The organism is Aquimarina sp. BL5 (assembly GCF_003443675.1).
Lineage (GTDB): Bacteria > Bacteroidota > Bacteroidia > Flavobacteriales > Flavobacteriaceae > Aquimarina.
The window spans coordinates 3,195,558-3,210,139 of the sequence record NZ_CP031963.1 but is presented as its reverse complement, the minus strand read 5'-3'; the positions used below and the strand labels follow the sequence as shown (position 1 = coordinate 3,210,139).

The following is a 14,582-nucleotide window of genomic DNA, read 5'->3' as shown; positions in this document are numbered from 1 at the left end:
AAATAGTTTCTGGATGACAAAAAACGGTTAAACTGTTGTGTCAGAATTATCGCTTCGTTCACTTTTTAAAATATTCGGTAGTACCATTGGTGCTAACTTTTTTACGGGAGAATAAAGTATAGACGAATCCAATGTTTCTTGCTTAATTATATTTAGAGATCTATTTCCAGCATCTACAAATATGATAACGACACTGGCTATAAATGCAAATTTTAATACTCCAAAAGCTGCTCCCAGAAGCTTATTAAGAATTCCTAAAGAGGCAAAATCTGCAATCTTAGTCAATAATTTTCCGGCAAGAGAAATCAGGATTACCACAACAATAAATGTGATAGCGAAAGCAGTAAGTTTCATAGCTCCATCTCCCCAATCAACATATTGCTCTATATACCCTCCTACAAGGTGAGAAAAATGCACAGCGATATAAATTCCAGCAACCAAAGCAACTAAAGAAGCTAGCGAAACGAATAAACCTTTGCTAAACCCTTTGATTAATCCCCATAGTAACAATATGCCTAAAATGATATCTATGTAATTCATTGATAATTTTGTTTGGACTAATATAATGTTTTAAATCAAAATTTTGCAGTATCTAGAAAATAGCCTCCAATAATTAATTGACAGATTTAGAAATATACCCTTAATGTTATATTCGGTGTAATTCCTAAGGATTGTTGTCGGATTACATCCAGTTCCACATTTTCTGTATCAGCATTTTCATCTGCTTGATAACGTATTGAAATAGGTACTTGTCGATCATAAACATTGAGTAAAGAGACACCGATTTGACCTCTCCATTTTTTATTTTTATTAATATCAAAATGATAAATCAATGAGGCATCTAAACGATGATATTCAGGTAAATTTCTGGAATTAGGAGTGCTAAACTCTATATCTTCATTGAGAAGATCAGCATCTGTAAAAGGAGCACCTGATCTCCAGATCCAACCTAAAGAGAACTCCCAATTTTTAATTTCTAACGTACTAGAAAATCTAAAACTATGCGTGATATCATTATTTCCTGGAAATGATGACTCTTGTAGTTCAGGAAACGTATAGTCGATATCATTAAAAGTATATCCAATCCAGGTTCTTAAATTTTTGAATCGTTTCTTTAGTAATACATCTAAACCCATGATATCACTTTCACCTGTGGAAAATTCATTATTTATATTGTTAAATCCATTAGTAAGCGAGGTTAGACCATTAATATTTTTGTAGTATCCATCTATCTCAAAATTCCAATCATTTTTAGAGAACAATAATCCACCAGAAAACTGTGCGCTTTTTAATAATGGAATTTCTTCATTATTAGAGTGGATCCATAAGCTGTTTTCTAACCGGAGCTGAGTATCTTCGAATTCTACCAATTGACTTATGGGTTGATATCTGAGCTCACCAGTAGCTTTTACACGTAAGTTTTTGGTAATCGGATACTCAATGTTTATTCTTGGTTCAGTATAGAACTGATCAACCACTGAATAATGAGAAGCTCGAAACCCTAGATTGATTAACCCCTTATTTTTAAAAGAAAATTTATAATTGGCGTAGATTGAGTTTGCATTGTTTTTTACAAGATCCGTTTCATTAATTGGAGTTTCGAATTCACCATCTCTAGTAATATTATAAAACACCTTATTGTTAGAGAATTGATAACCAATGGTTACTGAATGTTTTTTGTATATATCGTATGTCAGATCAAGGTCAAAGCCAATATCTTCTACAGTGTTTTTTCGAATAGATTGTTCCTCTATTACCATCTCCTCTCGCTCGGTAAAACTATAATCAGAGTCATAATTAGAGTAGTATCCCTTAATACCATAATGAAGACGATCTAGTTTTGTGCCTATCCAAGAAAAACTGGCCCCTTTATTTTGTATAGTAAGATCATCAGTTAGTAGATCTTCTTCGTTATTTATTTCAAAAGCAAGATCATTTTTAGTGTATATTCCGCTTACTAGAATTTTATCGTTTTCAGAAATATCGGCAATTAATTTTACACTTGTATCGTAGAAAAAAAAGTTGTTATCCGATATTTCTTCTTCTATTTCATCTTCGTCCTCTAGATCGATTGGATTTAATGCATCAGTTATTTTAGTATTTTGAAATACTTTGTCAAAATATGCAGAGTAGGTTGGAGTTTCTAAGTAATCCGTATATGCTCTTCTCCCAGAGATAACTAGTCCTACTTTATTTGAGATAGGTGTTTTTAGGAAAAGATCAGCATGTGTGCCATTAAACCCCATTCCACCATTAAATTTTTCAGGCACTTCTGTATCACTAGAAATATCGATTACTCCAGATACTCTATCTCCATATTTAGGATCGGCGCCTCCTTTAAAGATTTTTGTATCAGAAACAACGTATGGATTAAAAGCTGAAATGAGCCCAAAAAAATGTCCTGTATTATACATTTTTATATGATCCCAAAGAATTAAGTTTTGATCAGGAGAACCACCTCTAATTTGTATGCCTGTTGCAGTTTCATCAGGACTACTAATACCAGGAATCAATTGCATACTTTGAAAAATATCGGGCTCAATTTGACCAGGTAGAATTCCTAAATTTTCATTAACAATACCAAGAGATCCATCAATATTTTTCCCGAGCCCTTTAGTAATATATTCTATGATAAGTACTTCTTCTAATGCAGTGCTTTCTGTTATAAGTCTTATGCGTTGACAAACTGATTTTTGGAAAGTTGCTACTGGAACAGTTTTTTCTGTGTATCCCACATACTGAATAGTAATAGAAGTATTCTTATCTATTTTTTCCAAAAGGAAAAAGCCGTTTTCGTCAGAAATAGCACCTTCATTTGTTTCTTTTACTACTACAGAGGCATAGGATAGTGGACCATTAGTATCGGCATCAAAAATATATCCACATATAGAAGTTTTTGTATCAGGAGCGCTTACGGTTACTTGTCTGTCAGATATTTTATTATAAGTAAGATTGGTTAGAGTTCTTAAAGTTACCAAAATCTCATCAAGAGAAGTATTGTTAAGTGAAAGTGTTATCACTTTGTCTTTTACTACATCATTACTAAAAGAAAAAATTAATCCATAGGATTCAGCGATTTCGGTAAGTACCTGATGCAAAGGCGCTTTTTTATAATTTTTCATTACCTGTGCCTGCATCGAATAGGTTAAAAAGAATAGTAGGAAAACAGCTTTTTTCATTAAAATAAAATAACAGGTAACATTAAAATTTTATGTTCTTTATGGTTTGTATCAGTCGCGTTCGGCACTTATCAAAACTATTTATAAGATAACTTTACACTTAGACCATTAATAACATACTCTATATTCATTGGAACGAGTACAGATTCTAAAGCAAGATCAAGATTGTTATATAAGAAACCTCCAGAAAACAGCTTATTTTCATCAATATTGGTTCTTATAAAAGTGATGTTATATTGCCTTTCTAATTCATCTAAAACTTCTTTTAAAGGAATGCTTATAAAAAGGCTTTCTCCATTTTTCCATAATGGTCCGGATCTAGAAATATTTGTTTTATGTAATTTGTTGTCTTTAAGTGAAACAGCTTCCCCTTTCTTAATTATTTGTTGTTGATTAGAATTAGTTTCTACACTCACTTTGCCTTCATAACAGGCTACTTCGAAAATGGTTTTTCTCGATTTTACATTAAAAACAGTTCCTAGCACTTCTATTTTTCCGGAATCTGTTATAACCGTGAAATTATTGCCTGTTTCTACTTTAAACAAGGCTTCTCCGTCTAGTTGTACTTCTCTGTTTTGAGACCAAAAGAAACGATTGTAGGTTAAAGTTGAGCCTGCATTAAGATCAGCAGTACTTCCATCAGGTAATATAACTGAAAGCTGTGTCCCTAGGTCCACTGTATGGCTAACTTTATTAAAAAACAATCCAATAATAAGTAAAATGGATGCAGCAGCTGAAATCGCATAAATAAAAGGTTTCAAACGAATGACTTTTCCTTTTTTCTGATCCTGCAGTTTTTGTAAAGTAACAGCAAGAGATGCTTCTTCGTCAAATGAAGGAGCGTCAAAGTATTCAAGACCTTTTACAATTTTATCGTAGTCATCAAATTCTTCCGACTTTTTAAACTGTTCTAGCTCTTGAGGAGTTAAATCATCGTTCAACCATTTTGCCAAATATGGATTTTTGTCCTCAGCCATTTAATTTGTAGTTGTTTTTTCGAATAATTAGGATTGCTATTTGCCATATAACCGGCGATATACTAAATACCCTACCTTATTTAAATATTTTTTATGATTTTCCTTAACTTCTTTAGCGCATTGTGCATTCTTTTTTCTACTGCTTTTACCGAAATACCTAGCATTTCAGCTATTTCATTGTATGTTTTTTTATCTATACGATTTAACAGAAATACTTCTCGTTGTGCTTCGGTAAGATCAGCTATTGCATTCTGTAACTTTATCATAAACTCTTTTTCTTCTAATATAAAATCAGGGGATTCATGGTTTCTGTCTCTATGGGACAACTTACTGTATGCTAATCGTACTTTTTGATGCTCGACCTGATTGAGAAATAAATTTGTGGATGCTTTATACAAAAAAGCCCTCGCTTTTTCTAAGATTATTTTTTTGCAATTATTCCATAATCGAATAAAAGCCTCTTGCATAATATCTTCTGCCTGATCCGGATCTCCACATTTGTAATAAATATGATTTCTAATAGTCCTGGAATGCGCTTTGAACAACTCATTGAATACAGGCTGATCGCATACGGATTTGGGAGATACACTCATAGGGGAAATATTTTTTTTAATCCAGGGTAGGGTATTTTTCTTATGTCCGGTTATACAGCCAAAAATAACTCATTATGAATTCCAAAACAAATCTTAGAATTACGGTTATCTTGATTACTGTTATAGCTATTACCTCAATTGGATTTAAGTTGAAACCAATTATAAATAACTATGATAACTTTAATCCTGATGAAGTGTATAAGGTGAATTATACTTATTTTTTTAAGTCAGGCGACAAAAACACATTTGTAAAAACATTTATTCCTAAAAATAATTTCAGACAAAGAATTTCTGAGGGAAATACCCAAAAAGATAGTGCTTTGCATTTCAAGAAAAAAGAAGAAGAGAATGAAAATATAAGAGCGATTTGGAATACTACAAATAAGAATCAATATCATTCTGTAAACTACGAATTCATTTTTGAGGGAAAAGATAAAAACTATATTATTCCTAAAACATTTATTACAATACCTGATGCGTATAAAAAATACTTAGAACCAACACTGAATATTCAATCGGATGATGAATCCATAAGTGAATTAGCCAAACGGCTTGTTCGGGAAACCAAAAATGATAAAGAAGTTATTAAAAATATTTTTGATTATGTATCCGGTATTCCTTCTGCACCAATTATTACATTAACGGATGCATTAACTACAATCCGACAAAACAAGGCGTCCTGCAACGGAAAGAGTAGACTATTTGTAGCTTTATCAAGAAATCTGGGATATCCTGCTAGAATAAAAGGAGGAATCATCGCAGAAAACTCTAATAAAAGAACATCTCACGTCTGGGCAGAAGTCCTGATTAATGAGACTTGGATACCTTTTGATACCTTAAATAATCACTTTGCATATATACCTTCTAATTATTTAGAGATTTATCAGGGAGATGAATTCTTAATAACCCATACACCTGGAATTCAGTTTGATTATACGTACCAAATAGAAGAAGTAAATCATATTGCTTTCTTGAAGATGAATTCTGAAGAGATACGTAACTTATCAGGGATTTCTCTTTGGGGACTTGTAGAAGGAGGTATCATGCCAAAAAAATCATTAAACCTTTTGCTGTTATTACCTTTAGGAGGTTTATTAGTAGCTTTTTTAAGAAATGTAGTAGGAGTAAAGACATTCGGGATTTTTCTTCCTGTTTTGATCGCATTTTCTATGCTACATATTGGTTTTATATCGGGAATTATACTATTTGTTGGATTGATTTTATTAGTGGGGTTGATCTCTTATCCTTTTGATAAAATAGGCTTGTTGTATACGCCTAAACTAGTAGTTTCTTTGACAATTATGGTTGGGTTAATGATTATAGCTACGACAATCGGACTAAAGTATAAGATAACCTGGCTTACAACATTAACCTTTTTTCCAACTATTATTCTTACAATAGCTGCAGAACGCTTTTCGAGAGCAACTGTCGAGGACGGTTATAAAATGGCGATCGATAAGCTATTTCAAACCTTGTTAGCTACGACAATCTGCTTTGGATTACTATCCTGGAAAGCATTACCATCGATCCTAATAATTTTCCCGGAGATTATACTACTGATTATTTCTTCTGCAATACTTCTAGGAAGATATATAGGTATTAGATGGGTAGAGTTTTATCGTTTCAAACCACTATTTAGTTAATCGATCAATAGTAACCAGTATCCCAACCTTTTTGGTTTATCCTATGAGGATAGAATTGAATATTTTAAAAATATAAAAACTATGTTGTCAACAATTCTGAAAATAAAAAAACGAAGAAAGTCTAACGTAATTGGCTTGAACGAAAGGAATATTAAGTTAATCTATCCTAATAATGCTAAAAAGCACTATCCTCTTGCTGATGATAAAGTATTAACAAAAGAAATTTTACATCAATATAATATTCCTTGTGCAGAAACATATGCCGTAATAGAATACAATAGCGACATTAAAAAAGCTTGGGAGGTTTGCAAGAAATACGACGCGATGGCAATAAAACCGGCAAATGGTTGCGGGGGTGGAGGAATAAAAATTATTAAGAAAGATGCAGTAGGTAATTGGATCAGCAGTGGAAAAATAATTACTGAACGGCAGATATTTCAACATATTGCCGCTACCATAATGGGATTCTTTTCTCTTGGTTCTCATGATAGAGTTTTGATTGAAGAATGTATAGAGCCACATCCGTTTTTTCATAAAATATACCCACAAGGTGTACCTGATTTTAGAATTATAACTCTTAAGAATACTCCTTTAATGGGAATGCTAAGAATGCCAACCGATAGATCGGATGGTAAAGCGAATCTTCATCAAAATGGAGTTGGGATTGGAGTAGATTTAGACAAAGGAACATTAACAGAAGTATATGATGGCAAAAATTATTTTGATCACCATCCGGACAGTGACTTTATAATAAAAGATGTTCCAATTCCATATTGGAAAGAAATTCTGGAAATATCTATTGCAACAGCAAAAGTCTTCCCTTTGGATTATCTAGGAATTGATATTGTAATTGATAAAAATAAAGGACCGCAGATAATGGAGATAAATGTGCGGCCGGGATTAGGAATACAGCTAGTAAATAAACAAGGCTTAAAAAAAGCAATAGAAGAAAAAACAACTAAGTAAGAAAAGGAAAAAGAACAAATATGAAAATCACGAAAATCTCTTTAACAATCATATTAACACTAACAAGTATTATTTCATATACACAAAGTAATCATAGCTTCAATGCAGAAACCCAAGCAGGGTATGAATACAATTATTTCAGAAGTCCTAAAGAGATAAGAACAGGAGGAGCAATATTGAATGAAGATGAATTGATATCTAGCAGTTTTTATCAGGATATTGAACTCAATTATAAATACCGATATAAATGGAGCAAAAATAGAATTAGAGTTTCTATGAATCCTTTTTCTAGAATTTTTCATGAAAATTCTGATGATAGTTATTGGAGTTTGAGTACAAACGTTAAATATGATTATAAGTTTAGTAGAAAAACATCTTTACTTGCAGAAGCGCGATTCATAAGAATGAATAGAGAAGGACTCGGAGGTGATCAGGATGTATTAATTAATCCTTTAGGGTACACCAACTATGGAGGAACCTTAGGTTTACAGTTTGCGCCACTTACAAATAACGAACTTACTGTAGAGGGGTTTTATAACTTCAGGAATTTTGATGTCTTTGGTGTTAGAGATTTACAATATAATGAATTTGGAGCTCAGATTTCTTCAGTTCAAACTTTTAGAATCAATAAACTAAAACACAAGTTAGGTATAACAGCATATGCAAAAAAGAGACGTTATGATACTTTTAATGCCAGTGATGTTGAACCAGATGGAGAAAGAGATTGGGATTATCTAAAAGGGACTTTGTATTATAGACTACCTTTTAGCAAGCAGTTCGAAATAAAACCAAGTGTTGTTTACTATATAAGGATTGATAATTCTACCAACCGATCTGGGTTCAATCAATTCGGTCCTGGAATTGCTCTGAAATATGACAATGACAAGACAAAAATTAGAGGAACTTTCTCTTTCATTACAAGAAATTATACAGATATCGAAGCCAGAAACACTGATGGAGGTATAGGAGAAGATCTGAAATATGAATATTCAAACTTTCAGATGAATGCTGCTCACAAAATAGGGAAAGGTTTTTCTATTACTGCTACCATGTTTTCTAGAATTAGAAGTACTAACTATACTGATATTGATGCAAGATCCTTTAGAAATTATAGAAATCAATATGCTGGAATCGGTGTATTGTGGGAGTTTTAATATTTCTCTCAAATGATGGTTGGTTTTTTTAGTTAAGCGTTACTTTTGTAAGGCTTAATTTTTTATGTAGAAATTGAAAGTATAGTTAAAAATACGTTATGGCTAGAGACGAAAAATTAAAAGAACGATGGGATGTTTTGGTACAAAAATTATCAGTTCAATTTGCTGATGGAGATCCATTAGATTTAGATGCAATCATTTACCTGATTGGAGTGCAGGAATTAGGGCAGGTACATCGTAAGTTTAAGAAAGACGAAAAGCTAGATCTTATGCATATTGCTATCTGTAGATTGTTAGAACCATATGGGTATTATGAGTTCGATTATTTTGATGAGCAAGGATGGCCACATTATATTGTAAAAGAACAATTACCTAACCTCAAAGCCGGAGAGCAATCAGTTTTAATGAAAGAAGCAATTGTTAGTTATTTCCTGACAAGTGAGTATATTTTTTAATGCTGTCAAACAATAATGATTTATAAAAAAGACGCTCAAATTGAGCATCTTTTTTATAAATGTTTTGAATATGTAATATAAAATTCTTGTCTTAAAGAAATTTACTCATAATGTAGTTATCTTCTCATAGCATACCAAGAAGCCGAAGGAAGATTGCTTATCAATTCTTTTAATCCTTTCATGTCTATAATTAGGATTCCAAAAAATAACTTTTTCATATCGACATTTTTTAATTAAACATAAAATAATGACTAACTTTTAGTCATATACCATGTGTTCGCATTTATTGGTTATGAAAGATTATTTTGGGAAAATCTAAGGCTGAATTTTATAGTATTTAAAACTATATTTAAATATAATCAATATCTACAGTTTTGTCAAGATTTTTAACGTGCTTTAACGTACTTAATAATTGTTTTTCTTAAAGAATTTCATAAAAATGATATTTATCTGATTACTAGCGAATTATCTTTTTGTTACTTTCAGTATTTATTACACTTGAATACTTCTCAATTTGTGTCGTTTTTTTAACTTTAATACAAAAAGAAAATATGTTTCTGAATGTTATCAATGATCCTAATGTTGTTCCCAATGATACCGGACCGATTTACCAAGAAACGATCATGGGTAGATTACCAGTAGAACCGTTCAATACGATTAGCAATCTTGTATTTTTAATTATAATTATATACTTTTCTATACGCGTATATAAGAATCCAAAACAGCATTTGTTTTTAGCCTTTTGTTTACCGATTCTTGCTATCGGTTTTATTGGAGGGACTTTATTTCATGGTACCCGAAGTCATCAAATATGGTTGTTTATGGATTGGGTTCCAATTATGGTTTTGTGTATGTCGGCTGTTTTTTATTTCATTTTTAAATTGTACAAAGTTTGGTGGAAAAGAATATTAGCCTTTACCATAATTTTTGGAGTTTCCTTTGCCGTACGCACATTACCCATTCCTGCTATAGTCAGAATTTCATTAGGATATGTAATTACGGCAATTACTGTGTTGCTTCCCATCCTTTTGTATTTAGTAAAAAGAAACGGAAGACATAAAGAAATGATTATACTAGCTTTTGTGTTTTTTGCAATAGCCGTAAGTTTTAGAAGCGCCGATACGTTCTGGGAAACAGATTTTTTCTATATGGGAACACATTGGTTATGGCATTTATTCGGAGGAATCTCGGTTTTCTTTTTGATGTTATATACCTATCTGGATAATCTAAAACAAAACAAAGTTCTTTCTGAAAGGTGATTTTTCTAGAAATTATACGTTTTATTACCAAAATAACACATTTTTTTAGACGCCGTGTACAATTTAATGATGTACAAATCTTAAATTTGCCCTCTACTATAAGAAAAAGATCATGATCGATAAGATTAAAGAATATATCTCAGAAGTTGAGGATTTCTCTGCTAAGACCAAAGAAGAAGTTGAAGCATTCAGAATAAAGTTTTCAGGTAAGAAAGGACTAGTTAATGACTTTTTTACTGAATTCAGAAATATTGCGAATGATCAAAAGAAAGAATTTGGTCAAGCTATAAATGCTTTAAAAGTCGCGGCTGAAGAAAAAGTGAGAGCTTTAAAAGACGAGCTAGAGTCTAAAGATGAAGATAAGGGAACTTACGGAGATCTTACACGTCCTGCAGAACCAATTGCTTTAGGATCACGTCATCCAATTTCTTTAGTAAAGAATCAAATTATAGATATATTTTCACGTATTGGTTTTAATGTAAGTGAAGGGCCAGAAATTGAAGATGATTGGCACAACTTTACTGCACTTAATTTACCAGAATATCATCCAGCACGTGATATGCAGGACACGTTTTTTATCCAAACAGATCCGGATATTCTATTGCGTACACATACATCTTCTGTACAAGTACGGTATATGGAAGAGAATAAACCACCAATAAGAACTATTTCTCCAGGAAGAGTATATCGTAATGAAGCAATTTCTGCTAGATCTCATTGTTTCTTCCATCAAGTAGAAGGATTGTACATAGATAAGGATGTTTCGTTTGCAGACCTTAAGCAAACATTACAATATTTCACTACAGAAATGTTTGGGAAATCTAAGATTAGATTACGTCCATCATACTTTCCTTTTACCGAGCCAAGTGCTGAGGTAGATGTGTATTGGGGATTAGAAACCGAAACAGATTATAAAATGACCAAAGGAACCGGTTGGTTAGAGATTATGGGTTGTGGAATGGTAGATCCTAACGTATTAAAAAATTGTAATATTGATCCTGAGGAGTATAGTGGATTTGCATTTGGTATGGGGATCGATCGTATAGCGCTATTGTTATATGGGATTTCTGATATCCGTATGCTAAGCGAAAATGATGTACGTTTCTTAGAACAATTTAAGCCTGCCTTATAATTGAAAAAAGATATAGAAATACCAATAGTAGAAAATGTCTACGTAGCTGTGGTCAAAGAATGGAATGATGAATTCGGTGGCCATGATTGGAATGCTTATATCATTAATGATCAGGATATTCCTATTGAAATGGTTTTGGTAGTAACCAAAGGTTACAATACCGAAAAAAAGACATCTTTATTAAGACATGGTATAGGAACAGTGAATGCAAAATCATCCGCTAAGATCGAAATGATTCAGGAAGAATTATTTGCTATGAATAATGAGTTTTCAGTTACTTTCTTTGCTGAAGGTAAGCTATTCGATAAGAAATACGTTTTTAGAAAAAACACAATTAATGAAAACGCTTTTCGAGATCTTCCTGTGATGGAACAACGTGGGGTTTTGGTTTCGTAAACCCTTCATTTTATAGAATTATTAGTTAAATAACTTGTGTAAAAACAGGTTAATACCCCGTAATTGAGACGCCAATTGACTTTACTTTAGCGTCATATTTCCCTTTTTAAAATTTTTACTAAAAAGCAACCCTCTAACAGATTTGAAAAAAAGAGGTTGTTATACCATATATCCCTATAACGATTGGAGTGCCAACAGCCAATTGTAATGGGGATTTTTTTAATCTTAAAACCTAAATAATATGAAAAAAGTATTTTTTTTGGCCGTAGCAATAGCAATTGGGGTATTCTACGCTTGTGAAAAAGAAACAGTAGAAGAAACAAATTCTATTGTAGAGGTAAATGAAAGTAATAACCAAATAGAAGCAGAAGGTAAGTGGATTTCTTATCGATGCTACTATATTTTTGAAAGAGGACTAAGGCTTCAAGGAAGGTGTTTCTCTACATTTAATGGAGTATGTAGTGTTAAAAAAATATGTATTCCTATATTTTACGATCCATGCTGGTTTGTACCTTGTTGGATTGATATTTTTGACCCTTGGGTAATCTATGAGAAGTTAGATCCTAGAGATTTTCTCTCTTTTAAAGATAAATTAGAAGTGGATATTGATCCAAGAGAAACCGCTATTCCTTTTGCGCTAAATGAAAAAATAGCGGGATTACAATTTTATCAGGATGAAGGTCTATTCAAGGAAAATGTATTTACTGTAAAAGAGACATTGACCTTGGACCCAGAAGTTTCAAAAGAGTTGGGATTACAAGGTAATGTAATAAAAGCGGGTGAATATCCAGTAATCACTAATAAGGAAAATGGAACGTTTAATGTCATTTTAGCGGTAGAAAAAGGTTTCGAACGCTAATATCGGTTGATAATTGTTGGCAATAAAAAGGGCTGGTTATCTTTCAAGATAATCAGCCCTTTAATTTTGATTGATGATGAGATTCTTATTCTTTTATGTCAAAAACTATAGGCAAAGAATATAGTACACTAACAGGTGCGCCATCTTTCATACCTGGTTCCATATTAGGAAGTCCCTTTAACACACGTAATGCTTCTTTTTCAAATTCTGGGTGTGGACCTCTTACTTGAATATCAACTACCTTACCCGTTTTATCAACTTTAAATCTAGCGTATATTCTTTGTTTCCCACTAAGCCCGATATTTTCTCCAATTTTAATATTGAATTCTGATCCAACAAATTGTGCAATGTTTTGAGAAAAACACTTTTTAATTTCTTCGCTACTTAAACCTTTACAATTGGGATGAATAGGAACAATATCTAATTCTACAAAAGGAACTCCGTCTTTTTTTGGTTGCGTGCTCTGTTTCGATTTAGAGATAGCTTGTATCAAACTTTGAAAAACCTCTAGGTCTTCTGGTTCTAAATCCGGAGCTTCTGAGTTTCCTACATCTTTCATTAGTGCAGAAAAAAGCTCTTTGTTCTCTTTAGTAAACTTACCCTCACTATTTATTTTTACTAATAAAGTCTCTGCTCTTTGTGTTAGTGTTTTCTGAGCAGTTTCGTTTTGCGTTGTTTTTTCCTCTAGAATGCGAGAATCTTCTGAACAAGAGCTATAGATAAGCATTGAACTAATAACTGGGATAAGAAGTAGGTATTTTAATTGATAGACTTTTTTTGATTTTGATTTTTGTAACATAACAAGTCGATTTTTGATTAATGAATGATTAAAAAATGTATTAATAAATGAAATTTTCTCTGTTTGGAAAACCTGAGATAATAAGTCTTGATAGTATTCTTTTTTTGTGGTTTCTGCTATAGCCTTAGCATCTGCAATATATTCCTGAAGTGTGGCTATTCTATTCTGATATATATAGATCAATGGATTAAACCAAAATAGAATCCGTAATATTTCAAAGAAAATAAGATCTATAGAATGGTATTCTTTTACGTGAATTTTTTCGTGAAATAAGATGTTGGTTTTTTTAATTTCCGAGAGATCAGTCCCAATATAGATTGTATTGAAAAAGGAAAATGCAATGGTTGTATTTGGTAATGATATCAGCGTAATATTTTTTGTATGTACCTTAGTTCCGGATCTTTTTAAGTTTATTATTTTAAAGATCTTATAAATAAATAAAAATGAGCTTGTTATTACTCCCAAATACCATAAATATCCAAGGACTGGTATCAAAGAAATGTAACTTGATAGGTGGCTTTCTGATGCGATTATAACTTCTGGTAAAAGATGAACCTGCATAGGAAAATCTGTAATAAGTACTTCAGGTAGCTGTATGATGTATGCTGTTGGAATGTTTTGTCTTATAAAATCCAATTTAATCAGAGGAAGCAAAAAACTTAGAATGGGGGTTATGAGAAGATATGTTCTATTCCAGTTAAAGAATGTTTCTTTTTTTAGAAATAGATCATATATTACTAAAAAAAGTAGTTGAAACGCGATGATTTGTAGTATGTAATGTATCATGTTATTCTTCCTCTTTATTTATTTCTCTCATTGCTGCTTCCATCTCAGCAATACTGATGTCATTTTTCTTCATAAAAAAAGAGACCATGCTCTTAAAGGATCCTTGAAAATAACCATCAATCAATTTGTTAATACTCTGATTGCTGTACTCTGTTTTTTTCACAAGTGGGATGTAAATATGAATTCTTCCTTCTTTTCGATAATTTACAAAGCCTTTATCTTCTAATATTCTGACAATTGTAGAAACAGTGTTGTAAGCAGGTTTTGGTTCTGGTAACTGTTCCAGGATCGCAACAACACTACCTTCCTCTAGATTCCACAGGATTTTCATAATATCTTCTTCTGCTTTGGTCAATTGTTTCATAAATGGATTTCTTTTTAGTT

General features: G+C 32.1%; 14 protein-coding genes. 8 read left to right on the top strand and 6 right to left on the bottom strand.

The window, feature by feature from the left end; all coding sequences use genetic code 11:
- Positions 1–27: 27 nt before the first annotated feature.
- The 4 genes from D1818_RS13590 to D1818_RS13575 all read right to left on the bottom strand — a co-directional run bounded on the left by D1818_RS13590 (position 28) and on the right by D1818_RS13575 (position 4,749).
- Positions 28–540 (bottom strand): CvpA family protein, encoded by a 513-nt coding sequence (locus tag D1818_RS13590; protein ID WP_118459550.1) that lies wholly within the window; start codon positions 538–540, stop codon positions 28–30.
- Positions 541–626: 86 nt separating this feature from the next.
- Positions 627–3,179, bottom strand: a complete 2,553-nt coding sequence (locus tag D1818_RS13585) for a carboxypeptidase-like regulatory domain-containing protein (protein WP_118459549.1) — start codon at positions 3,177–3,179, stop codon at positions 627–629.
- Positions 3,180–3,256: 77 nt separating this feature from the next.
- Positions 3,257–4,156: a FecR family protein gene (locus D1818_RS13580; RefSeq protein WP_118459548.1), complete on the bottom strand. Its 900-nt coding sequence runs from the start codon at positions 4,154–4,156 to the stop codon at positions 3,257–3,259.
- Between the two features lie 80 nt (positions 4,157–4,236).
- Entirely contained in the window at positions 4,237–4,749 is a 513-nt protein-coding gene (locus D1818_RS13575; RefSeq protein ID WP_118459547.1) for an RNA polymerase sigma factor, read from the bottom strand.
- Between the two features lie 74 nt (positions 4,750–4,823).
- Between D1818_RS13575 and D1818_RS13570 the strand changes: the two genes are divergently transcribed.
- The 8 genes from D1818_RS13570 (at position 4,824) to D1818_RS13535 (ending at position 12,613) form a co-directional block, all read left to right on the top strand.
- Positions 4,824–6,392: a 7TM domain-containing protein gene (locus D1818_RS13570; RefSeq protein WP_118459546.1), complete on the top strand. Its 1,569-nt coding sequence runs from the start codon at positions 4,824–4,826 to the stop codon at positions 6,390–6,392.
- A gap of 81 nt (positions 6,393–6,473) precedes the next feature.
- Positions 6,474–7,358: a sugar-transfer associated ATP-grasp domain-containing protein gene (locus D1818_RS13565; protein ID WP_118459545.1), complete on the top strand. Its 885-nt coding sequence runs from the start codon at positions 6,474–6,476 to the stop codon at positions 7,356–7,358.
- 20 nt (positions 7,359–7,378) lie between these two features.
- On the top strand, positions 7,379–8,512 hold the full coding sequence (locus D1818_RS13560; RefSeq protein WP_118459544.1) for a hypothetical protein: 1,134 nt from the start codon (positions 7,379–7,381) through the stop codon (positions 8,510–8,512).
- Positions 8,513–8,610: 98 nt separating this feature from the next.
- Positions 8,611–8,967: a hypothetical protein gene (locus D1818_RS13555; RefSeq protein WP_118459543.1), complete on the top strand. Its 357-nt coding sequence runs from the start codon at positions 8,611–8,613 to the stop codon at positions 8,965–8,967.
- 551 nt (positions 8,968–9,518) lie between these two features.
- Entirely contained in the window at positions 9,519–10,226 is a 708-nt protein-coding gene (locus tag D1818_RS13550; RefSeq protein WP_118459542.1) for a ceramidase domain-containing protein, read from the top strand.
- Positions 10,227–10,338: 112 nt separating this feature from the next.
- Positions 10,339–11,358, top strand: a complete 1,020-nt coding sequence (gene pheS, locus D1818_RS13545; RefSeq protein WP_118459541.1) for a phenylalanine--tRNA ligase subunit alpha — start codon at positions 10,339–10,341, stop codon at positions 11,356–11,358.
- Positions 11,359–11,754, top strand: a complete 396-nt coding sequence (locus tag D1818_RS13540; protein ID WP_118459540.1) for a hypothetical protein — start codon at positions 11,359–11,361, stop codon at positions 11,752–11,754.
- A 241-nt stretch (positions 11,755–11,995) separates the two neighbouring features.
- The gene (locus D1818_RS13535; protein ID WP_118459539.1) at positions 11,996–12,613 is read left to right on the top strand and encodes a hypothetical protein; all 618 of its coding nucleotides are present in this window, start codon (positions 11,996–11,998) and stop codon (positions 12,611–12,613) included.
- Between the two features lie 85 nt (positions 12,614–12,698).
- Here D1818_RS13535 and D1818_RS13530 read toward each other — a convergent pair whose 3' ends face one another.
- Complete coding sequence (locus D1818_RS13530; protein ID WP_118459538.1) at positions 12,699–14,198, bottom strand: M56 family metallopeptidase; 1,500 nt, start codon at positions 14,196–14,198, stop codon at positions 12,699–12,701.
- 1 nt (position 14,199) lies between these two features.
- Positions 14,200–14,562 (bottom strand): BlaI/MecI/CopY family transcriptional regulator, encoded by a 363-nt coding sequence (locus D1818_RS13525; RefSeq protein WP_118459537.1) that lies wholly within the window; start codon positions 14,560–14,562, stop codon positions 14,200–14,202.
- Between the last annotated feature and the right edge of the window lie 20 nt (positions 14,563–14,582).

Coding starts and splice junctions, on each gene's coding strand:
- D1818_RS13580 (WP_118459548.1), bottom strand. CDS start 4,156: ATGGCTGAGGACAAAAATCCATATTTGGCAAAATGGTTGAACGATGAT.
- D1818_RS13525 (WP_118459537.1), bottom strand. CDS start 14,562: ATGAAACAATTGACCAAAGCAGAAGAAGATATTATGAAAATCCTGTGG.
- D1818_RS13550 (WP_118459542.1), top strand. CDS start 9,519: ATGTTTCTGAATGTTATCAATGATCCTAATGTTGTTCCCAATGATACC.
- D1818_RS13585 (WP_118459549.1), bottom strand. CDS start 3,179: ATGAAAAAAGCTGTTTTCCTACTATTCTTTTTAACCTATTCGATGCAG.
- D1818_RS13530 (WP_118459538.1), bottom strand. CDS start 14,198: ATGATACATTACATACTACAAATCATCGCGTTTCAACTACTTTTTTTA.
- D1818_RS13555 (WP_118459543.1), top strand. CDS start 8,611: ATGGCTAGAGACGAAAAATTAAAAGAACGATGGGATGTTTTGGTACAA.
- D1818_RS13565 (WP_118459545.1), top strand. CDS start 6,474: ATGTTGTCAACAATTCTGAAAATAAAAAAACGAAGAAAGTCTAACGTA.
- pheS (WP_118459541.1), top strand. CDS start 10,339: ATGATCGATAAGATTAAAGAATATATCTCAGAAGTTGAGGATTTCTCT.
- D1818_RS13560 (WP_118459544.1), top strand. CDS start 7,379: ATGAAAATCACGAAAATCTCTTTAACAATCATATTAACACTAACAAGT.
- D1818_RS13590 (WP_118459550.1), bottom strand. CDS start 540: ATGAATTACATAGATATCATTTTAGGCATATTGTTACTATGGGGATTA.
- D1818_RS13575 (WP_118459547.1), bottom strand. CDS start 4,749: ATGAGTGTATCTCCCAAATCCGTATGCGATCAGCCTGTATTCAATGAG.
- D1818_RS13570 (WP_118459546.1), top strand. CDS start 4,824: ATGAATTCCAAAACAAATCTTAGAATTACGGTTATCTTGATTACTGTT.
- D1818_RS13535 (WP_118459539.1), top strand. CDS start 11,996: ATGAAAAAAGTATTTTTTTTGGCCGTAGCAATAGCAATTGGGGTATTC.